We start from the raw sequence: 26,539 nt of genomic DNA on the forward strand, positions 1-26,539 counted from the left end.
TCACTGCACCAGGCGGCGGCGGGCCAGTACGAAGAACACGGCGGTGATGGCGGCCAGCACGGCCACGTGCAGCCCCAGCGGACGCCCCGTGCCCACGCCGACGGCCTGTTGCGCGATGTGCGCCAGATGATACGCCGGCCATACCGGCGCGGTGGTCTGCAGCACCGACGGCAGCATCGTCAGCGGCACCCACAGGCCCGACAGGAACGCCATGGGCAGATAGATGAGATTGATCAGCGCGGGGGCGCCGCGTCCGCTGACCAGCGTGCCCAGCCACAGGCCCAGCGCGCTGAAGGGCAGCACGCCGACCAGGCAGGCGGTGACCCATGCGGTCCACTGCGTGGCTGACAACTGCACGCCGGCCACGCCCGCCGCGAGCACGGCCAGCAGCGACAGGATGATCGCGGCGAACAGCAGGGCCATCGCCATCTTCGCCACCAGATAGGCGCCCGGCGGCATCGGCTGCGCGCGCTTGAGTGTCAGCAGGCCCTGTTCGCGATCCATCGCCACGGTCACGCCGAAGCCGAACAGCGCCACGCCGATCACGCCGAACACGCCGTAGCCCGCCAGCATGTAATGCGCGGCGACCGAGCCGCCCTTCCCCCCCAGCAGCACGCCGAACAGCAGGTAGAACACAGGCGGGAACAGCAGGCATGGCAGCGAGAACGACGGCGTGCGCAGCAGGCGCAGGAATTCATAGCGCGCTTCGAGCAGATAGGCGCGTGTGGAAGAGAATGGCGGGGCAACGAGGGTGCTCATCAGGCGGCTTCCTTCTGGGTGGCATCGCGGGTAAGGGCGAGGAAGGCGTCCGCCAGGCCGGCGCGCTGCACTTCCAGGTCTGACAGGGTGGCGTCTTCGGCCAGCAGGCGGCGCACGATGGGTTCGGCGAATTCGGCCACGATCTCCAGCCGCTCGCCGTCGCGTTGCGCAAGTTGCACGCCCGGCCACTCCTGCACGTGCGCGGCCGACAGCGAACTGCTGCAGCGGATGCGACGCTGGGACACGCGCGCGCGGATCTGCGCCACGGTGCCCTCGGCCACTGCGCGGCCGTGGTTCACCACCACCACGCGATCGGCCAGCGCTTCGGCTTCTTCCAGGTAATGCGTGGTCAGCAGTACCGCGCAGCCCTGCGCGCTGAGTTCGCGGATCGCCTTCCAAAGCGTCTGCCGCGCATCGATGTCCAGCCCCGTGGTGGGCTCGTCGAGGAACAGCAGCGCCGGCCGGCCGCATACCGCCAGCGCGAACTGCACGCGGCGCTGCTGGCCGCCCGACAATTGCCCGTAGCGGCGCTCCATCAGACCATCCAGTCCGGCCAGCGCCACGCAGTCGGCCACGCTGCGGGGCTGCGGGTAATAGCTGCGCGTCAGGTCGATCAGTTCGCGCACCTTGAGGGTGTCGGGCACCGCCGCGCTCTGCAGCATCACGCCCACGCGGCGGCGTGCTTCCAGCGCCTGCGGCGGCAGGCCGAACAGGTCGGCACTCCCCGCATCCGCGCGCTGCAGGCCCAGCAGCAGGCTGATCGCGGTGGTCTTGCCCGCGCCGTTGGGACCGAGCAATGCCAGCACCTGGCCTGAGGGCAGGCTCAGATCCAGCCCATCCAGCGCCAGGGTCTTGCCGTAGAGATGGCGGACGCCGCGCAGGCGGGCCAAGGGTGCGGAGGTGAAGCTTGCCACGTTCATGCGACGCCCTCGTCAGTAAGTGGGGGCATCGTGCCCGCATGCGGCACCCGTGATGAGTGCAGCCCCTCAGGCGAATCAGGTGACAGTTGTCACTGGGATCGCGGAGGACGCTGCCTCAGGATGCCTCCGGTGGACGGCCCGAGCCGCTCGCCTGCGCAGGAAGTGACTTCCGGCAACTAGGCTTCCGTTACTCTTGCTGGTCACACTTCCCCGCATTCACCGTCTGGATACGCATGAACACGTCTGCCGACCTGCTGAAGGAACTCCGCATCGACCGCAAGGCGCCGCCGCCGGCCCCGCCGTCGCGCCGTGGCCTGTGGATCACGCTGGGCGTGGTTGTCGCGCTGCTGGTGCTGGCGGCCGCAGGCTGGGCGTTCTTCGGCCGGGAGAAGCCGATCGAAGTACGCACCGCGCCGACGGTCGCGCTGGGCAACGGCGGTGCGGCGGCCTCGGTGCTGGATGCTTCCGGTTATGTGGTTGCCCGGCGCATGGCCACGGTGTCGGCGAAGATCACCGGCAAGGTGCGCGAGGTGCTTATCGAGGAAGGCATGAAGGTCGAGGCGGGCCAGGTGATGGCCACGCTGGACCCGGTCGATGCCGACGCCAGCCGCGCGCTGTCGCAGGCGCAGGTCGAATCGGCGCGTTCGCAGGTGGCCAACGTGCAGGCGCAGCTCACCGATGCCGAGGCCAACGCACGCCGCCTGTCCACCCTGGTGCAGCAGCAGCTGGTGGCGCGTTCGCAATACGACCAGGCGATCGCCGGGCGCGATGCCCTGCGCGCGCAGCTGCAGGCTGCGCAGCGCAACGTCACCGTGGCCAGCCGCAGCCTGGCGATTTCCGACAACGGCGTGGACAACACCATCGTGCGTGCGCCGTTCGCCGGCGTGGTCATCGCCAAGGCCGCGCAGCCGGGCGAGATCGTCTCGCCACTGGCAACGGGCGGGTTCACCCGCACCGGTATCGGCACCATCGTCGACATGGAATCGCTGGAAGTGGAAGTGGAGGTCAACGAATCCTTCATCGGCCGCGTGCAGCCGAAGATGCCGATCCAGGCCACGCTGAATGCCTACCCGGACTGGCAGATCCCCGGCGAGGTGATCGCCATCATTCCCACCGCCGACCGCAGCAAGGCCACGGTGAAGGTGCGCGTGGCGCTGAACGTCAAGGATCCCCGCATCGTGCCCGACATGGGCGTGCGCGTGAGCTTCCTGGAATCGGCCAAGCCGCAGGCAACGCAGGCACCGAAGGGCGTGCGCGCCCCGGCCGCCGCCATCAGCGAACGCGACGGCGCCCAGGTGGCGTTCGTGGTGGGCGATGAAGACACGGTGGAACAGCGCACGGTGAAGGTCGGCGGCAAGCTCGGCGACGACGTCCAGGTGACCGACGGCCTGATCGCCGGCGAAACCGTCGTCATCGACGCCCCGGCCGAACTGAAGGACGGCGCCAAGGTGAAGCTGGCCGAGGACGCCGAGTAAGGCCCCGCTGCAACGGCGCGCGTGAGGAAACCCACGCTGCGACGAATCACGGGGTTTGCTGTTGCATTTCAGCGCTTTGCTTGTACGGGCCCCATTAGGTACGGCAAGCGGAGCGGGTAAAACCCGCAGGGCGGCGCACAGGACGTGCGCCGTTTCCGGATGACACAGGATGTGTCTTCCGGAAATTCCCGTTCCGGTTGCGGACCCTGCGCGCCTGGCGCGCAGGGCGTGCCGCCTGGGGTGTGCTTTCTTTGGTCCTTTCTTTGCACAAGCAAAGAAAGGACGCCCCGCGGCGAGCGCACACGAGCGACTGACCTTTTTCTCAGAGCACAACCCGCATCAAGCACCTCCAGCGAACAATCGGCATCGTGTCGATAACCGCCGCTCCGCTTCGTCGTACGCAAGACTTCGCACCCTCCGCCCATCAGGTCAGAACCCGCCCTGATTGTCCGCAAAGATCGCAGTCCCGCACACGCCATATTCCCGAACACCACCGAAGGAAAACGCCCATGTCCTCCCTGGTCTCCCTCCGCAACCTCACCAAGACCTACCAGCGCGGCCCCGAAAAGGTCCAGGTGCTGCACGGCATCGACCTGGACATCCCGCACGGCGACTTCGTCGCCCTGATGGGCCCGTCCGGTTCCGGCAAGACCACGCTGCTCAACCTGATCGGCGGTCTGGATACGCCCAGCGGCGGCGAGATCGAGATCGAGGGCCAGCGCATCGACCGCATGAACGATGCCCAGCTTGCGCAGTGGCGCAGCCACCATGTCGGCTTCGTGTTCCAGTTCTACAACCTGATGCCCACGCTGACCGCGCAGAAGAACGTCGAACTGCCGCTGCTGCTGACCAAGCTGGGTGCCAGCCAGCGCAAGCGCAACGCCGAGATCGCCCTGCAGCTGGTGGGCCTGGCCGAACGCGGCGCGCACCGGCCCAACGAACTCTCCGGCGGCCAGCAGCAGCGCGTGGCGATCGCCCGCGCCATCGTCTCCGACCCCACGTTCCTGATCTGCGACGAGCCCACCGGCGACCTGGACCGTCATTCGGCCGAGGAAATCCTCAACCTGCTGCAGATGCTCAACAAGGAACACGGCAAGACCATCATCATGGTCACCCATGACCCGAAGGCCGCCGAGTACGCCACCCACACCATCCACCTGGACAAGGGCGAGCTGGCCGATACACCGGCCGCGCACTGACGGAGGCGGTCATGAAATATTTCTCGCTGATATGGGCCGCGCTGTTCCGCAGCAAGACACGCACCGCGCTGACGCTGTTGTCGGTGGTGGCCGCGTTCCTGCTGTTCGGGCTGCTGGACTCGGTGCGGGTGGCATTCACCTCGGGCGGCGGCGTCGCCGGTGCTGATCGCCTGGTGGTGTCCTCGCGCCTGTCGCTGACGCAGATGCTGCCACTGAACCTGGAGCAGAAGATCGCTTCCACCCCCGGAGTCAAGAAAGTGGCCTACGCCGCGTGGTTCGGCGGCATCTACAAGGACCCGCGGAATTTCTTCCCCAACTTCTCCGTCAGCGACAACTACCTGTCGCTGTACCCGGAGTACGTGGTGTCCGACGCGCAGATGAAAGCGTGGCAGAACGACCGCACCGGCGCGATCGTCGGCGAGTCGCTGGCGAAGAAGTTCGGCTGGAAAGTCGGCGACACCATCCCCCTGCAGGCCACCATCTTTCCGCAGAAGGACGGCAGCAACGCGTGGCCGCTGACGCTGCGTGGCACGTTCGTCGTCGCCGACGACAAGAAGAAGGGCGAGGAAAACCAGCTGCTGTTCCACTGGAAGTATTTCGACGAAGCCAACCAGTACGTCAACGGCCAGGTCGGCTGGTACATGGTCAAGCTGGACAACGTGGACCATGCCACGCGGGTGGCGAAGGCCATCGATGCGATCTCGGAGAACTCCGACCGCGAGACCAAGTCGCAGACCGAGCAGGCGTTCAACCAGTCCTTCCTCAAGCAGTTCGCCGACATCGGCTTCATCGTCACCGCCATCATGGGCGCGGTGTTCTTCACCCTGCTGCTGCTGACCGGCAACACCATGGCGCAGGCCGTGCGTGACCGCGTGCCGGAGCTGGCCATCCTGAAGACGCTGGGCTTCACAAACGGCAGCGTGCTGGCGCTGGTACTGGCCGAATCGGTGTTGCTGGTAGTGCTGGGCGGACTGATCGGCATGGGACTGGCGGCCATCATGGTCCCGGTGCTGGCGGCGCTGACGGGCGGAGCACTGCCGATCGGCGCCATTCCTGTCGAGACATGGGTGATGGGGCTGGCGCTGATGGTGGGCATCGGCCTGGTAGTGGGGGCGTTGCCTTCACTGCGCGCGATGCGCCTGAAGATCGTCGATGCACTGGCCGGCCGCTGAGGAGAGAACGCGATGAAGAAGAATTTCTGGATCGGAAACCTGATCGCGGTGGTCTGCATCGTGCTGGGACTGGTGGCGTGGATCATGTTGCCCTGGCAGGGCGTGCTGGGCGTCGTCGTGCTGCTGGGCTTGTGGCTGGCCTTCACCCGCACCGGCCGCGTCGCACTGGCGGCGACCCGCATCGGCATCGCCAGCCTGCCGCAGCGCTGGGGCGCATCGTCGGTGATCATCGTCGGCATTGCCGGCGTGGTCGGCGTGCTGGTGGCGATGCTGGCGATGGGCGCGGGCTTCGAGGCCACGCTCAAGCAGACCGGCAACGAGACCACCGCCATCCTGCTGCGCGGCGGTTCGCAGGCGGAGACCAATTCCGTCATCACCCGCGACCAATCGCCGCTGATCGGCAGCCTGCCCGGCATCGCCAAGGACGCGCAGGGCCGTGCGGTGGTGTCGGGCGAGCTGTCGCAGGTGGTCAACCTGCCCACCGCCAGCACCGGTGAGGACGCCAACGCGCAGTTCCGCGGCGTCAGCGATGCGGCATGGGCCATCCGGCCGAACATCAGGATCATCGAGGGCCGCAAGTTCAACGTGGGCGTGCGCGAGATCGTGGTGGGCCAGGGCGCGAAAGGGCAGTACCGCGGGCTGGATGTAGGCAAGACCATCAAGCTGGGCAACCAGGACTGGACGGTGGTGGGCGTGTTCGCCGCCGGCGACGCTTTCGACTCGGAACTGTGGACGGACATCGAAACGCTCTCGTCGGCGTACGACCGGCGTGCCTTCCAGTCCGTCACCGTGGGACTGGACGGCAAGGAGGGTTTCGCGAAGCTGAAAGCCGCCCTGGACGACGACCCGCGGCTGAAGCTGGACGTGCAGACCACGCAGGACTATTACTCCAAGCAGACCCGGCAGCTGACCACGATCATCACCTGGCTCAGCATCGTCATCGGCGCGATCATGGCGGTGGGTGCCGTGTTCGGCGCGTTGAACACGATGTACGCGGCCGTCGCCGGACGCGCACGCGAGATCGCCACCATGCGCGCGATCGGCTTCCGCGGACTGCCGGTGGTGATGGCGGTGATGCTGGAAACGATGCTGCTGGCCCTGCTGGGCGGCGTACTGGGCGGACTGATCGCCTGGGCCATCTTCAATGGCTACAGCGTGGCGACGTTGGGGTCCAACTTCAGCCAGGTGGTATTCCAGTTCAAGGTGACGCCGGAGCTGTTGTGGAGCGGCCTGAAGTGGGCGCTGGGTATCGGCCTGGTGGGCGGCCTGTTCCCCGCGCTGCGCGCGGCACGGCTGCCGATCACGCAGGCGTTGCGCGCGATCTGACCCCGCCATGACAGGCACCGGCCTGCGCCGGTGCCTGTTCCTTCATCACGCACCCACCGGGTCCAGCCACCCCTTCGCCACGGCGACCGCCACATCATCGGGCGTGTCGATGTCGTGCTCCAGGCCAGGAGCGTCGCAAGCCGCGACCCCCGCATCCGTGGCGCTGAGCACGTCGCGCAATCCGCGATCGCCATCCGGCAATGTCCGCGCCTGACGCAGCATGGCAGGCGATACGAGCGCCGGAATACCAAGCCGGTCGCCGAACCGCGTTGCCGCCGATCCTGCATCCGCGCGTTGCGCGGCCTCCCGCAATCCACGCAGATGCGTGGCCTCCAGCGCAGGCTGATCGCAGGCGAGCAGGAAGGTGGCGCCCGCATGTGTCGCCAGCGTTTCCGCCGCCACGCGCACGCTGCCCGCCATGCCGGACGACCAGGCGGGATTGACCACGCATTCGACCGGCAGGTCCGCCACCGCGGCACGCATGTCGTCCGCCCGTGCACCGATGATGACGAGCACGCGCGACGCACCGGACTCCAGTGCGAGCCGGGCCACGCGATGCACCAGCGCTTCTCCGTCACGCGTAAGCAGCTGCTTCGGCCGCCCGAGCCGACGACTGCTGCCTGCGGCCAGCACGACCGCCGCGTGCAACGCGCTCATGCCGATTCGCCGTGATGCCAGGCCTGCAGCTGCGCGGCGATGCTCAATGCGATCGCCTCCGGTCCCTGGCCACCCAGTTTCAGGCCGATCGGCGAACGCAGTCGCTGCGACAGCACGCCATGCAGGTGCGCGGGAATCACCCGCAGCAGGTCTTCGCGCCGGCGCACCGGGCCGAGCAGACCAATGAACGGAATGGGGGCTTGCGCCAGCGCCACCAGCGCTTCGCGATCATGTTCGAAATGGTGATGCATCACCAGCGCTGCATGCGGCGCGGGCCGCAGCACGCGAAGCGCTTCGTCGGGCGCGCGCATCAGCCATGCATCCGCGATATCGGTATCGGGAATCCAGCGCGCGCGCCGCTCCACCACGGTGACGTGCCAACCGAGCTGGCGCAGCCAGCCCACGAGCGGTGACGTTTCGGGACCGGCGCCGAAGATCGCCACGCGCGGCGGCGGCGAAACGACCACATCGCCCGCGGTGTTCCCGATCGCCCCGGACGCTGCCAGTGGCAAGTGCCAGTCCAGGCAGATGTCGCCCACCCGCGCCTGCACCTCGCCCCCGGCGGATATGCGGAGCGAAAGCGGCCCCTCTCCCTGCCACCACGCCTGCACCGCACGCGACCAGCCCGGCATGTGGTCCAGCGGCAGCAGCGCCAGATGCAGGCGACCACGACAGCCGACGGCGGAGCCTGCCAGCAGGTCCTCGTCATCGCGCGTGTCGATCTCCATCGCATCGAGGTGCCCTTCGGCGACCGCATGGCGGGCACGCCGCGCGATCTCCGGTTCCAGGCAGCCTCCGCTCAGCCAGCCGGTCTGCGCATCGTCCGCCGCGAACACCGCCATCGCACCCTGGCGGACATAGGTGGAGCCTTCGGTGGCGGTCACGACCGCCAAGGCGCTGCCGTCGGCGGCCTCGCTGGCGCGCGCGGATACTTCCAGCGGGTGGCGGTGGACGGACATGCCGGCCACGATGGCGCAAGCACGGGGCCGAAGGCAACGCCTCCCGCGGCGGTCCGCGCATCGGGCAATGATCCCGCAGGATCATGCAAGCATCGGCCCCCGCCTTCACTGGCACGGCACGTTTCCGCGGAGTATCGTCAGCCGGTCCCACGCCGCCGCCAGGGAGACACCATGAAGTTGAACGTCAACGGTTCCGAGCGCGACATCGATGCGCCGGATGACATGCCGCTGTTGTGGGTCCTGCGCGACCTGATGGGATTGACCGGCACCAAGTTCGGTTGCGGCATCGCACAGTGCGGCGCCTGCACGGTGCATGTCGATGGCTCGCCGCTCCGTGCCTGCATCACGCCCGCTTCCGCCGTCGCCGGCAAGAAGATCACCACCATCGAAGGCCTGTCGGCCGACGGCTCGCATCCGGTGCAGAAGGCGTGGGCGGAACTGGACGTGGTGCAATGCGGTTACTGCCAGTCCGGCCAGATCATGTCGGCGGTGGCGTTGCTGGCCGTGGTGCCCACGCCCACCGACAGCGACATCGACCAGGCGCTCTCCGGCAACCTGTGCCGCTGCGGCACGTACCAGCGCATCCGCGCCGCCGTGCATCGCGCGGCGGAACTGGGCAAGGCCTGATCCCCATGCATCCACGGCGCTCCCTGCGCCGTGGCCCCGATCCGATGTTCGACGGAGGTCGTGTCCGTGAACCTTGAACTGAAATCCTCGCGCCGCGACTTCCTGCGCTCCACCGCCCTCGTCGGCGGCGGACTGGTCATCGGCATCGCCGTTCCCGGCGCCCACCGCTTCGCCTGGGCACAGGAGGGCCAGCCCGCTGCCGCCGCTGCGTTCGTGCCCAATGCGTTCCTGCGCATCGCCGCAGACGATTCGATCACCGTGCTGCTCGCGCATGCCGAAATGGGCCAGGGCATCTGGACCACCCTGCCGATGCTGATCGCGGAGGAACTGGACGCGGACTGGTCGAAGGTCCGTGTCGAACACGGTCCGGCCGACAAGGCCTACACCAGCCCCGTGTTCGGCATGCAGGGCACGGGCGGATCGACCACTACGTGGTCGGAGTTCGACCGTTACCGCCAGGCCGGCGCCGTCGCCCGGGCGATGCTGCTGCAGGCAGCCGCGACCCGCCTCAACGTGCCGGTGGCGCAATTGCGTACCGAGAACGGCGCCGTGGTCTCCGGCAACCAGCGCCTGCGCTATGGCGAACTCGCCGATGCCGCCGGCAAGCTCACCGCGCCCGATCCTGCGTCGCTGAAACTGCGCGACCCGAAGGACTGGCGCCTGATCGGCAAGGCGACCAAGCGGCTGGATACGCCGGAGAAGATCACCGGGCGTGCGGTGTTCGGCATGGACGTGCAGTTCGACGGCCTGCTGACCGCCGTGGTGCTGCGTTCGCCGGTGTTCGGCGGCAAGGTCAAGACCTTCGATGCCACCGCCGCCCGCGCCGTGCCCGGCGTGCGCGACGTGGTGCAGGTGCCCAGCGGCGTGGCCGTGGTGGCGAACCACTTCTGGGCGGCGAAACTGGGCCGCGACGCATTGCAGGTGGTGTGGGAAGCCGGCGACGGCGCCAAGCTCGACAGCGCGACGCTGCGTCAGGAGTTCTCCCAACTGGCGACCACCGACGGCCCGACCGCCGTGCGCGCCGGTGATGTCATTGCCGAACTCGGCAAGGCCGCGAAGACGGTCGATGCCGAATACGCGGTGCCGTACCTCGCACACGCGGCGATGGAACCCCTGAACTGCACCGTCAAGATCGGCGACGGCGAGTGCGACATCTGGTGCGGCACGCAGTTCCCCACCCTGGACCAGAACAGCACCGCGAAGATCCTCGGCATTCCCCCCGAGAAAGTCCGCATCCACACGCCTTTCCTGGGCGGCGGCTTCGGGCGTCGCGCCACGCCCGACTCGGACGTGGTGTCCGAAGCCGTGCACGTGGCCAAGGCCGCGAAAGCGCCGGTCAAGACGGTATGGACGCGCGAGGACGACACGCGCGGCGGTTACTACCGGTCCGCGTTCGTCGAGAAGATCAAGGTGGGCCTGGGCGAAGACGGCTCGCCTGTCGCATGGCACCAGGTGATGGTGGGCCAATCCATCATGGCCGGCACCTTCATGGAAGCGATGATGGTCAAGGACGGCATCGATGCCACCTCGACCGAAGGCGTGGCCAACTCGCCCTACGTGCTCGGCACGCCCGCGCACAGGGTGGACCTGCATTCGCCGAAGACCGGCATCCCCGTGCTGTGGTGGCGCTCGGTAGGCCACAGCGTCAACGGCTTCGTGATGGAGAGTTTCGTCGACGAACTGGCGCATGCGGCCGGCAAGGATCCGGTGGAGTACCGGCGCGCCCTGCTGAAGGACCATCCGCGCCATCTGGCCGCACTGAACCTGGCCGCGGAAAAGGCCGGCTGGGCGACGCCCGCCACCCAAGGACGCGGACGCGGCATCGCCGTGCACGAATCGTTCGGCAGCTACGTCGCGCAGGTCGCCGAGGTGTCGGTGGAGGATGGCCGGATCCGCGTGCACCGCGTGGTCTGCGCAATCGACTGCGGCGTGGCGGTCAATCCCGCCGCCGTCGCGGCGCAGATGGAATCCGGCATCGTCTTCGGGCTCGGCGCCACGCTGCATTCCGCGCTGACACTCAAGGAGGGCCAGGTGCAGGAATCCAACTACCACGACTACCGCGTGCTGCGCATGCACGAGATGCCGAAGATCGAGGTCCACATCGTGCCGAGCACCGACAGGATGGGCGGCGTGGGCGAGCCCGGTACGCCGCCGATCGCACCCGCCGTGGCCAACGCCGTGTTCGCCCTGACCGGACAGCGTTTGCGCGAACTTCCCCTGCAACTGCCCGTTGCTGCCACCCCCGCACCGACCGCCTGAGGAGACCGCCATGCGCATCGCGCTGATGTCGTTGACCGTTCTCCTGCTCACCGCCTGCGGCCCCCGCATCAGCGAGGAGCAGAAGGCGCAGGCGCTGACCGCCTTCGCCACCATCGAGAAGGTGTTCCAGCACCCCCGCTGCAGCAACTGCCATATCCCGGGCGACCAGCCGCTGCAGTTCGACGCGCAGACACCGCATGCGATGAACGTGGTGCGCGGTCCGGAAGGCAAGGGCGCGCCCGGGCAACCGTGCTCGACCTGCCACAACGAAGCCAATCCGCCAGCCAGCTACGGGCCGCATGCACCGCCGGGGGCGCCGCACTGGTCGCTGCCGCCGCCGGACCACAAGATGGCCTGGATCGGCCTGCCCGCCGATCAGCTGTGCGCGATGATCCAGGACAAGAAGCGCAATGGCGGCCGCGACTTCGCCGCGCTCACCAAGCACGTGGCGGAAGACAAGCTGGTGCTCTGGGGTTGGAATCCCGGTGGCGAACGCGCACCGGTGCCGGTGCCGCACGACCAGTTCGTCGCCGCATTCAAGACCTGGGCCGATGCAGGCGGGCCTTGCCCCGCCCCCGCCGCGAAGACGTCGGGCTGAACTACTTGCCCGGGGTCGCCGTCGCGAGCACATCGCGACGGCGTGCGCGCCACAGTCCATCGCTGGCGAAGATCAGCAGGCCCGTCCAGATGGCTGCAAAGCCGATCGCACGCTCCACGCCGAAGGCTTCCTTGAACACCAGCACGCCGATCAGGAACTGGATGCTGGGTGCGATGTACTGCAGCAGGCCCACCACCGACAACGGAATGCGCCGCACGCCGTAGGCGAACCCGATCAGCGGCACCGCCGTCACCACGCCGCCGAACACCAGCAGCAGATCGTTCTTCCAGCCATAGCCGCTGACGAAGCCGCCACCGTGGCCGAACTCGCCCCAGGCCACGTAGGCCAGCGCGGGCAGGAACAGGTAGAGGCTCTCGACGCCCAGCCCGGCGACCGGGTCCACCGCCACCAGCTTGCGCACCAGCCCATACAGACCGAACGAGAACGCCAGACCCAGCGCGATCCAGGGCGGTGAACCGGACTGCAGCGTGAGCCACGCCACGCCCACAAGCGCGAAACCCACCGCGATCCATTGCGCGGGCGACAGGCGCTCGCGCAATACCAGCACGCCCAGCACCACGTTGATCAGCGGATTGATGAAGTACCCCAGGCTGGTCTCGACCACATGGCCTGCGTTCACCGCCCAGATGTACAGGCCCCAGTTGAACGCGATCAGCAGGCTGCTGACGCCCAGCCACGGCACGGCGCGCGGTTGCGCACGCACCTGCTTCCACCAGCTGCGTCCGTTCTTCAGCAACAGCCAGCCGACCACCAGCACCGCGCTCCACACGATGCGGTGCGCGATGATCTGGAACGATGGCACCGCCTTGAGCAGATGCCAGTACAACGGCACCACGCCCCAGATCAGGAACGTGCCGGCGGTGATCGCCAGCCCTTTGCGGTCGATGGCTGCCGCACTCATTTCGCTTGCCGCGCGCGCGCCAGGGTGATGACCACCACGCCCGCCAGGATCACCACCATGGCGCCGATATCGTGCGAAGTGAACGTCTCGCCGGCAATGAAGGCACCCAGCGCCACCGCGATCACCGGATTGACGTAGGCATAGCTGCCCACCAGCACGGGGCGCGCATGGTGAAGCAGCCAGACGTAGGCCGTGAACGCGATGATGGAACCGAACACCGCCAGATAGGCAACGGCCAGCGCACCCGTCACTGTCCACTCCGCCGTGTTGAAACGCTCACCATGCAGCAGCCCGGCGAGCACCAGCATCACGCCCGCCGCCAGCATCTGCGCAGCGGCGGTCATGAAAGGTGACGGCAGGTCGCGGCCGCGCGACCACACCGAGCCATAGGCCCATGCGATCGGCGCGATCAGCAACAGCACCAGGCCGACCGGCGACCCTGTCAGCGAACTGCCCGCATTGAGCCACACTACGCCGGCGAACCCGATGATGATCCCCAGCCATTCCCCGCGCGTCGGATGTTGCCCGCGCATCGCGCCGAACAGGCCCATCCACAACGGCATCGAGGCCACCGCGACGGCGGCCAGGCCGGACGACACTGTCTGTTCGGCCAGCACCACCATGCCGTTGCCCATCAGCAGCAGCAACGCGCCCATCACCAGCAGGTTCTTCCACTGCGCGCGCGTCGGCGCCGTCACGCCGCGCCAGCGAAGGAACAGGAACAGCACCAGGCCGGCGACGACGAAGCGGCTGCCCGACACCATCAGCAACGGCGGGAAACCGCCTTCCAGCGCGAAGCGGATGCCCAGGTAGGTCGAACCCCAGACCACGTAGACGATGGCCAGGGCGGCAGCGACGGCCAACCCGCCACGTGCAGGCGCGGCGGTGGAAACGGAAGAGGTCATGGGAACCGTGGGGGAGTTCGGCGTCATGCAATTCTAGGCCACTCGCGGGCACGCGGCGTGGCGCCGATGTCCTCGACTGCTTGAAACGTTTCCGGCCCGGCTTGAATCCCGCTCAAGCCTGCATCTCCGTTGTCGCAGGAACAGAATCCGTCGCCGATCAAACGCGCTCCCGCGCAAGCAACTCCTGCTTGCGGGGCAGTCCCCAGCGATAGCCACCCAGCGAGCCATCGCCCCGGATCACCCGATGGCAAGGCACCACCACCGCGATGCGGTTGTGTGCGCAGGCGCTGGCAACCGCGCGCGCCGCGCGGGGTGCACCCAGCGTGCGGGCCAGTCCGGCATAGCTGACCGTCTCGCCTGCGGGAATCTTCATCAGCGCCTCCCACACGCGCTGCTGGAACCCCGTGCCCAGCAGGTCCACCGGCACCGCCGTATCGCGCCCCGCCAGGCGTTCGGCGACGGCGCGCAGGCGGGGAGCGAGGAATTCGTCGCGACCGGCTTCGACGCCTTCCAGCTGCGCCTGCGGAAACTCTGCGCGCAGCCGTTGTTCCAGTGCCGCGTCGTCGTCACCCAGTTCCACCGCGCAGATGCCGCGCTCGGTGGCCGCCACCAGCGCACGACCGAGGACGGTGTCGACAATGGCCCAGCGGATCGTCATGCCGCGGCCGCCAGCGCGATACGTGGCCGGGGTCATGCCCAGCTTCGCCGCGCCCTGTTCGTACAGCCGCGAGGGCGAGCCATAGCCGGCGTCATACAACGCGGTGGTGACGTCGCTGCCTTCCCGCAACGCATGCTTCAGCGTCCCCAGCTTTTTCCTCGCCAGGTATTCGGCCGGACTCAGTCCGAAGCGCGCACGGAAGCGCCGCTGCAGATGCGAAGCACTGAGACCGGTATGCGCCGCCAGTTCGGCCAGCGAGGGATCGCCTTGGTCGAGAAGGCGACGCGCCGCCTCCAGGGGATCGGCGAGGCCGGCGCGGGCGGGTTCGGGAAGCGATCGGCGTGACATGGTGTCCATGCGCCCAGACTACGGCGCACGCCAGGGGGGCGCTATCCGGATCTTGTGCCTGGCGTGCCTTCAGCCCCGAAGATCTTCCACGGGAAGGGCTGGCCAGTGGGCCGGCTGAAAACCAGCCCCAAACACACCTCCAGGACCGCGCGACACCGATCGAAGGGCATCGGGGGCCAAAGCCCCTCCTACAGAGCGATCATTCGGCCCAGCGACCCGGACCCGGCGAATCCGGCAACACCTGCGCGGAGAGCTTGCGGTCCTGGCCGAGGATGCCGATGGCGTCGGAGAGGATCGCGGCGGATTCGCGCAGCAACGGGTCCGGACGCTTGTCGGCCAGCTTCTCGCGCTGCGCATCCTTCACGATGTCGCGCTCGGAAGCGCCCAGCCCGTCATCGGCGAGGTCTTCGGCCAACGGATCCAATGCCAGGCCCAATGCCTTGCGTTCGGCCTGCCGCTGCTTGCGCTGCACTTCCTGGCGGTCACGCTCTGCGCGGCGCTCGGCCTCGTTGAGCGAAACATATTTCTTCGCCGCTTCGGCACGGAACTGGGCCACGTCTTCCGACCACCACTGGAACTCCTTGTCCTTGGCCGACCGCGCCGCGTGCAAAGCCTCCAGACGGGGCAGCAGCGGCGCGAAGTTGCCGTACTGCGTGTGCGGCACGGCGGCGATGCGGGTCCACGGCAATGCGTTGTCGTAGGTGCTCTCGCCGTACTCGCTGGCGTCCACGCTCACCGGGAACGCGATGTCCGGCACCACGCCCTTGTGCTGGGTGCTGCCACCGGCCACGCGGAAGAACTGGGCGATGGTCAGCTTCACCGAGCCGAAGCGCGGCGCTTCGTTGGCAGGCCAGCGGTCCAGGTCCACCATGTTCTGCACGGTGCCCTTGCCGAAGCTGGTTTCGCCGATCACCAGGCCACGCCCGTAGTCCTGGATGGCGCCCGCGAAGATTTCCGACGCCGAGGCCGAACCACGGTTGATCAGCACCGCCAGCGGACCTTCCCAGGCCACTCCGGTCTTGCGGTCGCTGTTGACCGTCACGCGGCCGCCCGATTCGCGCACCTGCACGACCGGGCCCTTGTCGATGAACAGGCCGGTGAGTTCCACCGCCTCGTCCAGCGAGCCGCCGCCGTTGTTGCGCAGATCCATGATCACGCCATCCACGCCCTGTGCCTTGAACTGCACCAGCAGCTTGGCGATGTCGCGGGTAGCGGAATTGAAATCGTTGGGGTTGCGGCGACGGCCTTCGAAGTCCTGGTAGAACGCCGGCAACTTGATCACGCCGATGCGTCGCTCGGCCTCGCCCCCGCTGGCCGGCAGGGTGATGGTTTCCGCCTTCGCCGCCTGCTCTTCCAGCTTGACCTTCTGGCGCGTGATGGTGACCTGCGCATGCTTGCCGTCGATGCCGGCCTCGACCGGGATGTACTCGATGCGGACCTGGGTGTCCTTCTTGCCACGGATCTGCGCCACGACGTCGTCGATGCGCCAGCCGATCACGTCGGTCAGCGGCCCCGACTTGCCCTGCCCGACGGCGACGATGCGGTCGCCCACCTTGAGCTTGCCACTCAGGTCGGCCGGACCACCCGGTACGATCTCGCGGACGGCGACCAGATCGTCCTGCCGCTGCAGCACGGCGCCGATGCCTTCCAGCGAGAGCGACATCGACTGGTTGAAGTTCTCCGCCGTGCGCGGCGTGAAGTAATCCGTGTGCGGATCGATCGCGCTGGTGTAGGCGTTGAGGAAGGTCTGGAAGACATCCTCGGTCTTCAGCTCGTTGATGCTCCGCTGCAGGTTGGCGTAGCGCTTGTCCAGCGTCTTGCGGATGTCGTCGGGCTTCTTGCCGGCCAGCTTCAGCCGCAGCCAGTCGTTCATCACCGACTTCTTCCAGATCGCATCCAGGGCCTTGCCATCGGCGGCCCACGGCGCATCCTCGCGGTCGTAGTCCCAGCGTTCGTCGCCGTTGAAGTCGAAGTCCTGCTTCAGCAGCGCACGTGCAAATGCCACGCGCTGGCCGACCCGCTGCTTGTAGACGGTGAAGATCTCGTAGGCCGGCGCAAGATCGCCGCTGCGGATCGCATCATCCATCTTGGTCCTGTAGGGCGCGAAGCGCTCCACGTCGGCAGCGGTGAAGAACTGCTTGCCGCCATCCAGCGCTTCGAAATAGCGCTTGAAGACATCCTGCGACAGGGTGTCGTCCAGCGGGCGCGGACGGTACGCGTAGCGGCTGTCGGACAGCAGGCCGTAGACCAGCTTGGACGTATTGGACTGGTCGGTGGTGGGTGCCACCGTGACCGCGTCCCCGTCGCCGCGCGCAAGCAGTGCCAGCGGGGTCGAGAGGGCCAGGGCCAACAGCAGGAGGGGGGCTTTCTTCAGTGTCATTGCGTACTCATGGCCCGGAGGCCCGTCAGGCTGGAACGGATTGCGGATTCGACACGCCGACAGTGCACAAAGTTGCGCGCATTGTCATCTGCCTTTGGGCAGCCTAAAGGCCGGAGCGTAGGAAAAGGTGAACCGTGGCCGTGCCATGGCCGGGAGGCGGACATGGCGACGCCGACGGGGTGGTCCGGCGTCACGGTTCCGGAACGGGATTCAGCCCGCGTGTTGCGCAGCGTGGGCCGCCTGCGCCGCCTGCTGGTCGGCGTGGTAGGACGAACGCACCAGTGGGCCGGACGCCACGTGGCTGAAGCCCAGTGCGTTGCCGTAGAGCTCCAGTTCCTTGAACTCTTCCGGGGTCCAGTAACGCAGCACCGGGTGGTGGTGGGCCGTGGGCTGCAGGTACTGGCCGATGGTCACCATGTCCACGTCGTGCGCGCGCAGGTCGCGCAGCGTGGCCTGCACCTGCTCCATGGTTTCGCCCAGGCCCAGCATGATGCCGGACTTGGTGGGCAGGTGCGGGTGCTGCCGCTTGAACCGCTGCAGCAACGTCAGCGACCACTGGTAGTCGGCACCGGGGCGGACATTCGGGTACAGGTCCGGCACGGTTTCGATGTTGTGGTTGAACACGTCCGGCGGATTGACCGCCAGGATCTCCAGCGCGCGGTCCATGCGGCCCTTGCCGCGGAAGTCCGGGGTCAGGATCTCGATGCGGGTGGCGGGCGAGTGTTCGCGGATGGCGGCGATGCAGTCGACGAAATGCTGGGCACCGCCGTCGCGCAGGTCGTCGCGATCCACACTGGTCACCACCACGTACTTCAGGCCCATGTCGGCGACGGTGTGGGCAAGGCTCAGCGGTTCGGACGCGTCCGGCGGCTTCGGGCGGCCGTGGGCGACGTCGCAGAACGAGCAACGCCGCGTGCAGACCTCGCCCAGGATCATGAAGGTGGCCGTGCCGTGGCCGAAGCACTCATGGATGTTCGGGCAGCTGGCTTCTTCGCAGACGGTGACCAGGCGGTTCTCGCGCAGCTTGGCCTTCAGCTTGGCCACCGACCCGTCGGAGGGAATGCGTACCCGGATCCAGGACGGCTTGCGCAGTACCGGCGCGTCCGCGAACTGCACCGGCGAACGCCCGATCTTGTCGCCTCCCAGCTGTTTGGCGCCCGTCTCCAGGGGAGCGGGCGAAGAACTGACGACCTGGAGCGGAATCACGCGTGCGGGGGTATCGGCCATGGGCCAATTCTAGCCGCTTTCGCCTGGGGCCCTGCGGTCGACAAAGGTCTTGCACCACGCCGCGCGCTGGAATGCTGCGGCGCAAAGCCCATGAGTCAGGGCGGGGGACGACGGCAGTACGGTCATGGACCGGGATTCGCGCAGGGGATCCCGGGCTTCCACTCCTGCTGCTGCAGGCATAAAAAAGCCCGCAATGGCTAGGCCACTGCGGGCTTGCTCCCTCCCCCACGTCGGGATGCGGAGCCATCGTGAAGGGTCCGTTACGCGTCTTGCACGCTGCACTGCAAAACAGAACCGGACGGTTCAGCGCGCGCCTGCGTCGAGTCACAAATATGAACGTGCGCCAAACCCGCGCCCCTGCTGCGTGTTACCGATATCAGACCAATTCGGGGGCACCGCGCCGGAATCCCGGTTACGTTCTTCACTGCATTTACCTGAACAGGTGACGCCGTTTCCAGACGCGCGACGACTGCGCAAACCTGGCTATTCCAGGTAGTGGGGGCGACCGTCGTACCAGGCCCCGGCACGGACGAGGTGGAACTTGCGCTGGGTACCCTGCAATTCCACGCCGACGCTCAACGCCCGCCATTTGGCGTAGAGATCGCCCTGCCGCCGGGCACCCTGCAGCCGCATCCGTGCCCGCATTTCGTAACGGTCGTTGCGCGCCTGCAGGCGATCCAGGACCAGCACGTCGTCCTGCCATTGCACGCGACCATCGACACGCGCTTGGCCTGCATCGATCAGTCGGTAGACCCAGGCCGGGTACTCCTTCTTGCGGGAGAACAGGGCCAGCAGGAAGCCCACGTCCTTCATCGTCACGTCGGCAAGTCCGCCCGCGCTGAGCGGACGATCGATGTCCAGCCGCGCGCGCCCCAGCGTCGCGCGGGCCCACCAGCCCGTGCGGGTCCCGCCATCGGGTTCGCGGAAGCTGACATTGCGCACCTGCAGCGTGCTGCCGTCGGCCACGAACAGATGGCGCTTCAGGTCGGCCCGGCGCAGGCGCAGCGCCAGATCGACATCGCCCCGAAGCTGGATGCCGGCAAGGAACATGCGCGTGCCCCGCCCGGCGATACGCAGCGAACCATGCCCGACCTCACCGGCAGCATCCAGCGACAGGTCACCACTGAGGTAGCCTGCACCGCCGTCGAACCGCATGTGACGCCGCGGCAGGAACGGGTTGTAGACACGCAGGTCAGGCACCGTGGCATCGTCGAACACCACACGCGCCTTCAGCGTCTCGCGCATGCGCGTGCCATCGTCCGCATTCACCGACAGGCGCAGGTTGCGCCCGCGCACGTACGGCTTATCGGGCGCTTTCACCGCCGCGACGTCGAACGTCTCCATCACCGCCTTGAGCCGCGGCAGCAGTTCGCCGCCAGCGCCGGCATCAAGCCGGATGTCCGCGCGGGCGCGCCCACGGATGCGGTTGCCCATCACGTCGACGACCGCGTCCACGCCCGGCACCTCGATGCGACTGCCGGGCGCGAGCCTGCCGTCCACCACCTGCACGTCGGCGCTGATCGCACCGGCACCATCGAGCTTCAGCCATGGCGCCTGCGGGAAAAGCCCGGACAACCACCGCAGCGAATCGAAATGCCAGGTCCCGGCCACATGTCCGGATGCGCGCGGCAGGACACCGGCGAAGTCGCGCAAAGGCACGCGTCGGCCACGCAGGCGCATATCCGCCTCCAGTGCCAGCCTGCCATCGGCCTGCGGCGGCACGGTCGCCTTGATCGCGATGTCCCGGTCCACGGCCACATCGATGCCCAGGATGTCGTGGCGCACGGCGCCCGTGATGTCGTTGCCGGCGACGGCCATCGTCCATTGCGCGCGGCCGCCCGGCGCGAGCAGGCCACGCTCGAAGGCCAGGGCGATGTCCGCCCTGCCCTCGCCCGGTACCAGCTTGACCGCGACCTCTCCGCGCGGACTGACGGCGACGTTCAATCCTGAGGTGCGGCCGCCAAGCCGCAGGTCCAGCCGCGTCTTGAGCAGCTTGTCGAGCCCGGCGGCCTGCTCGCGCCGATGGCGATCAAGGGCGAACCCGGCATGCAGGGTCGTCTCGCGCAGCACCTCGGCGCCCTCGCGCGTCACCCGTGCGCCGGTCATGTCGAATGTCGACGGCATCAGTTCCATCGGTCCACCGCGCAACTGCTTGTAGAACCCGACCTGCGCGCGGCCTTCGCCTTCGAGCACCCATGCATCGAATGCGGCGCGGCGGACCGAATCGCTGGCGATGCGGTCGAACTGGAGCTCCCAACCGCCCGCGCGCGGCGGTGGCGGCGCCAACTCGCTTGCCACACGCCGGACCCCGCCATGGACCTGGTCCGCGCGTACCTCGGGCACATGCAACCGTCGCGAAAGCAGCGGCCACAACGCGATGCGGCCCTCCACGCGTGAGGCGTGTGCGTCCCAGGCGATGCGCCGCGCCTGACCCTGGAGGGTGACATCGGTCAGGCTGACCCGCCCCGGCCACCAGGTACTGCCGGACGCCCATTGCATCCGGAAACGCTCCGGCTTGCGGTTCAGGGTGGCTTCGCCCAGTGCCGTGTTGAGGAACACGTTGCCTGCGAGCAGATAGAGCGCATAGAGGGCGACGAGGGCCAGCAGCCCTCGCCGCAGCCAGCGCAGGGGGGTGCCGCGACGGGATGTCCTTTCCATCCGCACAGGATGCCGCATCCACGTCCCGGCAAGAACAGCCGCATGGGATCAAGCGGCGGCGAAGTGGCCATGGAAGCCCAGCGGCACGGTGTACGGCAGCCACGCCTGGGCAACAGGACCCGCTTCCACGCGGCCCGCGTCGAGCACCGCGATGCCGCTGCGGCCACGCGCGGCGTCCAGCAGCGTGCCGACCAGCCAGCCGTCGTCGGGGCGTGTGCTGCCGGGACGCGGCACGAACAGGTGCTCTTCCACCAGCACATCGCGACCGTAGTCATGTACCTGGCGCCGGTCACGCGGTACATCGAAAGCGCCGACGCCGTTGAAGTACGGCGCAACCGAAGCGCTCGCGTGCACGGGCGCATACAGTCGCGCGGGACCGGCAGACCGCGTGCGCGCATCGAACACGGGGAACTCGATGCCGGCGATGCCCGTCTCTTCCCAGCGGGCATCGCCGCGGCGCAGATCGAGCACGAGTTCACGCAATGGCCCGTTTCCGCCATGCACATCGCCGTCGCCGTTCATTGCCGCCTTCAGGGGCGAGCGTGCCTCTTCCACATCCAGATGCTGCACGGCGCGCAGCACGATGCGGCCATCACGCTCGTACGCATCGCCGAAGTGATAGATCGCCGCGAAATCGGCTTCGAACCAGCGCGCCTGCGCGGGCGCATGCTTGTCCACGACGGCGATGCGCAGCGGCTGGTCCTGCCGGAAGCGCAGGCGCTCGAAGAACGCACCGGCACCGTCCAGGTAGCGGAACGGGATCAGGACGAACACCAGGTGGCGATCGGTCATCGCGAAACTGTGCAGATAGCCGGGCACGGGTGTCTCCAGCACGTCGGCCGACGCCAGCGTACCGTCGCGGCCGATGTGCCACACCACCAGGCCATTGCCGCCCATCATCGAGATGGAACCGAAATTCCACACCGAACCGTCGCGATCCACCAGCGGATGTGCCGAGAACGGGATCGCCGCCAGGTCGTGACGCCAGGTCACCGGCCCGAGCGTAGCCAGCTGGTCGGGATCGAGCTCGAACGCCGAGCCCGCCTCGCATAGCGCGAACAGGCGGCCGTTGATCATCGTCACCGAGGTGTTGGCCGCGTTCGCATCGTCGTTGTTGCGGATCGGCTGCATGTCCGGAACGGACGTGCCGGCGACGGGGTACAGGAAACGCCCTGCCTCCTGCTCGCGGGTGAACTTGGGCGTGGCCACCATGCGGGCACGGTGGGTCAGCGTGCCGTCGCCGTTGAAGCGCCATCCGTGGACCATGCCGTCGCCGTCGAACCAGTGCTCGTAGCGGAACCCCGCACGCTCGGTCCATGCAGGGCCGTTGCGGTACAGCGTGCCACCGAAGCCCGCCGGCAGCCGTCCTTCGATCCGCACGTTTTCCGGGCCCAGGGTTTCGGACTGCACCGACTTCCAGCCGGCCAGCCACGGGCGTTCGCGCAGGCCGGCGGCGAAGCGGGCGGGATCGCCGGCCAAGGCGTCCTGGCCGCGCAGCAAGGCGGGGGCGACGGCCAGCGCGGTGGCGCCGGACAGGAGGTTGTACAGGAAGCGGCGGCGGTCCATGGCATCGCTCCTCAGTGCAGCGCGATGTCGATGGCGGCATCCTGCGCGCCGATGTCGAAGCGGGCTTCGTCCCACGTCGGCTTGCGCATCACGCGCGGATTGTTGCTGAAGCCGTAGCCTTCGGTCGGCATGCCGATCATGTTGCTGTCGAGCTTGCCGTTGCCGTTCTCGTCGTGGGTGACCATGACGGCGTATGTGCCGGGCTCCAGGTCCTTGAAGACGAAGGTGGAGGTGTCGCCGCGCGGCGGCGCGCCATCGCCCTGCACCGGGGGCGCCTGGCCGTCCCAGCCGGCCTGGCTGTCGACGACCGCCAGCTTGATGAGTCCTGTCTGCGCGCGTACGCCGCGCAGGGTGACGGTGAGGTCGGCGGCCTGCGCCGGTGCGATGGTGGCGATCAGCAGCGCGACGAGGCAGAGCGGACGACAGACGGAACGGTGCATGGCGGACTCCGGTGCATGGCAGGAACGTGCTGCCAGTGTCGCCACCGCCCTGCGACCGGTCAGTTGCCAGCCGTCACCTCTTCGACCTGCCGGAAGTCACTTCCGGGGAGCCCGCACTCAGGCTGCTGCGGATACCTCGCGCCGTGCACGTCGCCGGCGCACGGCGATGGCGAGGCTTTCCAGTACCTGCACGGATGCCTCCCATCCCAGGCATCCATCGGTGATGCTCTGCCCGTACGTCAGCGGCTGGCCATCGACCAGGTCCTGGCGCCCACCCGCCAGGTGGCTCTCCACCATCACGCCGACGATGCGCTGCTCGCCCGCCTGCAGCTGCGCGGCGATGTCATCGACGACCGCAGGCTGGTTGTCCGGGTTCTTGCCGCTGTTGGCGTGACTGGCGTCGACCATCAGGCGTGCCGGCAGGCCCGCCTTCGCCAGCACCTGGCTCGCCGCCTCGATGCTGGCCGCGTCGAAGTTCGGCGTCTTCCCGCCGCGCAGGATCACGTGGCAGTCGGGATTGCCCGCCGTGGCCGCGATCGCCGAACGCCCCTCCTTGGTCACGGCCAGGAAATGATGCGGATGCGAGGCCGCACCCACCGCATCAACCGCGATCTTCACGTTGCCGTCGGTGCCGTTCTTGAACCCGACAGGGCACGACAGCCCGCTGGCCATCTCGCGATGCACCTGGCTTTCGGTGGTGCGCGCCCCGATCGCGCCCCATGCCACCAGGTCGCTGATGTACTGCGGCGAGATGGTGTCCAGGTATTCGCACCCCGCCGGCAACCCCAGCGCATTGATGTCGCGCAACAGCCGGCGCGCCAGGCGCAGGCCGCGGTTGATGTCGAAGCTGCCGTCCAGCGCCGGGTCGTTGATCAGCCCCTTCCAGCCGACGGTGGTGCGCGGCTTTTCGAAATAGACGCGCATGATGATCTCCAGTTCGCCGGCCAACGCGTCGCGCAACGGCTTCAGCCGGCTCGCGTACTCCATCGCCGAGGCAGGATCGTGGATCGAGCAGGGACCGATCACCACGATGAGGCGATCATCGCGGCCATGCAGGATGTCGTGCAGCGCGCCGCGTGCATCGGACACGGTCTGCGACACCACGTCGTCGCAAGGCAGTTCGCCGATCACGGCGGCGGGCGTCACCAGCTCATCGAGTTTGCGGATGCGCAGGTCGTCGGTATGGGGGGCCATCGGGTTTCTCCGGGTCAACAAAAAAGCCGCCAGGGTGGCTGGCGGCTTCAAGGGGATTCTTCTGGTGTCTTGCCTAGAATGAATGCAACCTCGCCTCCGCCGCTGGCATCGGAAAGCCGTAATACCAAAACCAGAAGCGGGCACGGGTGGTGTTCATTCGCGGCTAGAGATAACACGCCATGCCGGCGATGGCGAATGTTTCATCTGCAACGTGGAGCGTGTTCCCCCAGACCCGCCGCACAGCGGCGGTGGCCGCCCGGCCACGGGCGCCGCGTTTGCCAGCATGTCCGCTTCGAGGACGACACCCGCGCAGGTGTTCCATGGAACTGACCCGCCGACAGTTGCTCGCGGCGCCCGCCGCGCTCGCCGCCACGTTGTTGCCCGGGCGCCTGCTGGCGGCAGTGACGGCGCAGACCCCCGCCCTGCCCGACCTCTCCACCTGGGAATCGGTACGCGCGCAGTTCGCGCTGGACCCGGCGTACCGCCACTTCGCCTCGTTCTTCATCGCCAGTCATCCGGCACCTGTGCGTGAAGCGCTGGAAGGCTACCGGCGCGCGATGGACGCCAACCCGTTTCTGTTCGTGGAGCGCGCGATGTTCGAGGACGACGCGCACAATCTTCCGCTGCACGTCTGCGCGCAGGTGGCCGAATACCTGGGTGGTCGAGGCGAGGATGTCTGCACGACGCGAAGCACCACCGAAGGCTTGGCCCTGGTCTATCACGGCCTGCCGCTGAAAGCCGGCGACGAGGTGCTGACCACGGTGCACGACCATTACTCGCACCATGAATCGATCCGGCTTGCGACGGCGCGCTGCGGCGCGTCGATGCGCAAGGTGGCCCTGTTCCGGACATCGCGCGACGCCAGCGTGGACGAGATCGTCGGCAACCTGCAAGCGGCCATCCGCCCGCAGACGAAGGTGGTGGGCGTGACGTGGGTGCATTCCAGCACCGGCGTCCGGCTGCCGATCCGCGAGATCAGCGCGATGCTGCGCGGCCTGCCGCAGGCCCCATGGCTGGTGGTCGATGGCGTGCATGGACTGGGCGCCGCAGACGAGACCATCGCCGAGATGGGCGCCGACTACTTCTGCGCCGGCACCCACAAGTGGATGTTCGGGCCACGCGGCACCGGCATCGTGTGGGCGAACGCCGCGAACTGGGCACGCCTGCAGCCGTTGGTACCCAACTTCACCGAAGTCGAGAGCTATGTCGCCTGGACCAAAGACCGGGCACCGGCCGGCCCGTGCAATGCCGCGCGGATGACGCCCGGCGGGTTCCACGCCTTCGAGCACCAGTGGGCGCTGGCGGCCGCGTTCTGCATGCACGGGCAGATGGGGCGCCAGCGCGTGGCGGCGCGCATCCGCGCACTGAACGATCAACTGAAGCAGGGCCTGGCCGATCTGCCAAAGGTGAACGTGCACACGCCTCGCTCCGCAGCGTTGTCGGCGGGGCTGGTCGCCTTCGAAATCGAGGGTGTGCGGCCCAACGACATCGTGAAGCAGTTGCTCGCGCGACGCATCATCGCCAGCACCAGCCCTTACGCCGTGAGCTACGCGCGACTGGCGCCGAGTCTGGTCAACACGCCCGCGGAGGTCGACGAGGCGGTGCGCGCGGTGCGTGCGATCGCGGGCTGAACGCGCCCGACGATCGGTATCCGCCGGGCGGTGGCCCGAGCGCCGGGATTTGCGCGTTGGTTCCTGGTACCGGTCGCTGCAAGGCGACGACCCGTTGTCCCCTCCGTCATATCCGGATCGTCATGCCCCCGAACGACGCTTCCCCCCGCCCGCTGGACGACATGTTCGGCGAGGTCTACCAAGAGTTGCGCCGGCTGGCGCACAAGCAACGATTTCCCCGCGATGGCGCCACGCTGGACACCACGGCGCTGGTGCACGAGCTGTACCTGCAGATGAGCCACCAGCAGCCCCAATTCACCCATACGCGGCAGTTCTATGCGTATGCGGCGCGCGCCATGCGGCACATGCTGGTCGACCGCGCGCGTGAACGCGCACGCATCAAGCACGGTGGCGACCTGCGTCGCACCGACTATCGCGACACGCTGGCCGGCCAGGTGACGATCGATCCGCAACACGCATTGGAACTGGACCAGGCGCTGCGCCGCCTCGCGCTGGACGATGCGCGTGCCGCCGAAGTCGTCGAACTGCACTACTTCACCGGCCTGCCGCTGGAGCGCATCGCCGAGCTCTGCGAACTGAGCGTGCGCACCGTCTACCGCGACTGGCAATACGCCCGGGCGTTCCTCGGCGCCCAGCTGGCCGCGTAAGCGCGCCGGCGT

Annotated in this window: 22 protein-coding genes; 9 read left to right on the forward strand and 13 right to left on the reverse strand. The window is 68.0% G+C overall.

The window, feature by feature from the left end; genetic code table 11:
- Both WBN46_RS12100 and WBN46_RS12105 read right to left on the reverse strand, forming a co-directional pair.
- Positions 1-759 (reverse strand): ABC transporter permease, encoded by a 759-nt coding sequence (locus tag WBN46_RS12100; RefSeq protein ID WP_337731724.1) that lies wholly within the window; start codon positions 757-759, stop codon positions 1-3.
- Complete coding sequence (locus tag WBN46_RS12105) at positions 759-1,679, reverse strand: ABC transporter ATP-binding protein (protein ID WP_337731725.1); 921 nt, start codon at positions 1,677-1,679, stop codon at positions 759-761. The genes WBN46_RS12100 and WBN46_RS12105 overlap by 1 nt, the downstream gene beginning before the upstream one ends.
- 233 nt (positions 1,680-1,912) lie before the next feature.
- On the opposite strand from WBN46_RS12105, the gene WBN46_RS12110 reads away from it, so the two are divergent.
- The 4 genes from WBN46_RS12110 to WBN46_RS12125 all read left to right on the forward strand — a co-directional run bounded on the left by WBN46_RS12110 (position 1,913) and on the right by WBN46_RS12125 (position 6,851).
- Positions 1,913-3,154, forward strand: coding sequence for an efflux RND transporter periplasmic adaptor subunit (locus tag WBN46_RS12110; RefSeq protein ID WP_337731726.1), 1,242 nt, complete (start codon positions 1,913-1,915; stop codon positions 3,152-3,154).
- Between the two features lie 509 nt (positions 3,155-3,663).
- Positions 3,664-4,353 (forward strand): ABC transporter ATP-binding protein, encoded by a 690-nt coding sequence (locus WBN46_RS12115; protein ID WP_337731727.1) that lies wholly within the window; start codon positions 3,664-3,666, stop codon positions 4,351-4,353.
- Between the two features lie 11 nt (positions 4,354-4,364).
- Positions 4,365-5,525, forward strand: a complete 1,161-nt coding sequence (locus WBN46_RS12120) for an FtsX-like permease family protein (protein WP_337731728.1) — start codon at positions 4,365-4,367, stop codon at positions 5,523-5,525.
- A 12-nt stretch (positions 5,526-5,537) separates the two neighbouring features.
- Positions 5,538-6,851: an ABC transporter permease gene (locus WBN46_RS12125; RefSeq protein WP_337731729.1), complete on the forward strand. Its 1,314-nt coding sequence runs from the start codon at positions 5,538-5,540 to the stop codon at positions 6,849-6,851.
- Between the two features lie 45 nt (positions 6,852-6,896).
- On the opposite strand, the gene WBN46_RS12130 is transcribed toward WBN46_RS12125, so the two are convergent.
- Positions 6,897-7,508 carry a nucleotidyltransferase family protein gene (locus WBN46_RS12130; protein WP_337731730.1) on the reverse strand — a complete coding sequence of 204 codons (612 nt, stop codon included), beginning with the start codon at positions 7,506-7,508 and terminating at the stop codon, positions 6,897-6,899.
- On the reverse strand, positions 7,505-8,467 hold the full coding sequence (locus WBN46_RS12135) for an XdhC family protein (protein ID WP_337731731.1): 963 nt from the start codon (positions 8,465-8,467) through the stop codon (positions 7,505-7,507). The genes WBN46_RS12130 and WBN46_RS12135 overlap by 4 nt, the downstream gene beginning before the upstream one ends.
- Positions 8,468-8,638: 171 nt before the next feature.
- On the opposite strand from WBN46_RS12135, the gene WBN46_RS12140 reads away from it, so the two are divergent.
- The 3 genes from WBN46_RS12140 (at position 8,639) to WBN46_RS12150 (ending at position 11,951) form a co-directional block, all read left to right on the forward strand.
- Complete coding sequence (locus WBN46_RS12140) at positions 8,639-9,094, forward strand: (2Fe-2S)-binding protein (protein ID WP_192202256.1); 456 nt, start codon at positions 8,639-8,641, stop codon at positions 9,092-9,094.
- 66 nt (positions 9,095-9,160) lie between these two features.
- Positions 9,161-11,353, forward strand: a complete 2,193-nt coding sequence (locus WBN46_RS12145; protein WP_337731732.1) for a xanthine dehydrogenase family protein molybdopterin-binding subunit — start codon at positions 9,161-9,163, stop codon at positions 11,351-11,353.
- Positions 11,354-11,363: 10 nt separating this feature from the next.
- Positions 11,364-11,951 carry a hypothetical protein gene (locus WBN46_RS12150; RefSeq protein ID WP_192202258.1) on the forward strand — a complete coding sequence of 196 codons (588 nt, stop codon included), beginning with the start codon at positions 11,364-11,366 and terminating at the stop codon, positions 11,949-11,951.
- A 1-nt stretch (position 11,952) separates the two neighbouring features.
- On the opposite strand, the gene rarD is transcribed toward WBN46_RS12150, so the two are convergent.
- From rarD to WBN46_RS12195, 9 genes are all read right to left on the reverse strand, one after another.
- On the reverse strand, positions 11,953-12,873 hold the full coding sequence (gene rarD / locus WBN46_RS12155) for an EamA family transporter RarD (RefSeq protein WP_337731733.1): 921 nt from the start codon (positions 12,871-12,873) through the stop codon (positions 11,953-11,955).
- On the reverse strand, positions 12,870-13,778 hold the full coding sequence (gene yedA, locus WBN46_RS12160; RefSeq protein WP_337731735.1) for a drug/metabolite exporter YedA: 909 nt from the start codon (positions 13,776-13,778) through the stop codon (positions 12,870-12,872). Before yedA ends, rarD begins: the two co-directional genes overlap by 4 nt.
- Positions 13,779-13,935: 157 nt before the next feature.
- The gene (locus tag WBN46_RS12165; RefSeq protein WP_337731736.1) at positions 13,936-14,784 is read right to left on the reverse strand and encodes a methylated-DNA--[protein]-cysteine S-methyltransferase; all 849 of its coding nucleotides are present in this window, start codon (positions 14,782-14,784) and stop codon (positions 13,936-13,938) included.
- Positions 14,785-14,983: 199 nt separating this feature from the next.
- On the reverse strand, positions 14,984-17,164 hold the full coding sequence (locus WBN46_RS12170; protein ID WP_337731737.1) for a carboxy terminal-processing peptidase: 2,181 nt from the start codon (positions 17,162-17,164) through the stop codon (positions 14,984-14,986).
- Positions 17,165-17,374: 210 nt separating this feature from the next.
- Positions 17,375-18,391, reverse strand: coding sequence for a lipoyl synthase (lipA, locus tag WBN46_RS12175; protein WP_337731738.1), 1,017 nt, complete (start codon positions 18,389-18,391; stop codon positions 17,375-17,377).
- A gap of 483 nt (positions 18,392-18,874) precedes the next feature.
- Positions 18,875-21,049 carry a hypothetical protein gene (locus WBN46_RS12180; protein WP_337731739.1) on the reverse strand — a complete coding sequence of 725 codons (2,175 nt, stop codon included), beginning with the start codon at positions 21,047-21,049 and terminating at the stop codon, positions 18,875-18,877.
- 48 nt (positions 21,050-21,097) lie between these two features.
- Positions 21,098-22,615 carry a carotenoid oxygenase family protein gene (locus tag WBN46_RS12185; protein ID WP_337731740.1) on the reverse strand — a complete coding sequence of 506 codons (1,518 nt, stop codon included), beginning with the start codon at positions 22,613-22,615 and terminating at the stop codon, positions 21,098-21,100.
- An 11-nt stretch (positions 22,616-22,626) separates the two neighbouring features.
- Positions 22,627-23,055 (reverse strand): DUF2141 domain-containing protein, encoded by a 429-nt coding sequence (locus WBN46_RS12190; protein WP_337731741.1) that lies wholly within the window; start codon positions 23,053-23,055, stop codon positions 22,627-22,629.
- A 117-nt stretch (positions 23,056-23,172) separates the two neighbouring features.
- Positions 23,173-24,249, reverse strand: a complete 1,077-nt coding sequence (locus tag WBN46_RS12195; RefSeq protein WP_337731742.1) for a 3-deoxy-7-phosphoheptulonate synthase — start codon at positions 24,247-24,249, stop codon at positions 23,173-23,175.
- A 320-nt stretch (positions 24,250-24,569) separates the two neighbouring features.
- Between WBN46_RS12195 and WBN46_RS12200 the strand changes: the two genes are divergently transcribed.
- A complete protein-coding gene (locus WBN46_RS12200; RefSeq protein ID WP_337731743.1) occupies positions 24,570-25,880 on the forward strand; it encodes an aminotransferase class V-fold PLP-dependent enzyme in 1,311 nt (436 codons plus the stop codon).
- 122 nt (positions 25,881-26,002) lie between these two features.
- On the forward strand, positions 26,003-26,527 hold the full coding sequence (locus WBN46_RS12205) for an ECF-type sigma factor (RefSeq protein ID WP_337731744.1): 525 nt from the start codon (positions 26,003-26,005) through the stop codon (positions 26,525-26,527).
- Positions 26,528-26,539 lie beyond the last annotated feature (12 nt).

The organism is Pseudoxanthomonas sp. CCNWLW251 (genome assembly GCF_037402255.1).
Taxonomy (GTDB): domain Bacteria; phylum Pseudomonadota; class Gammaproteobacteria; order Xanthomonadales; family Xanthomonadaceae; genus Pseudoxanthomonas_A.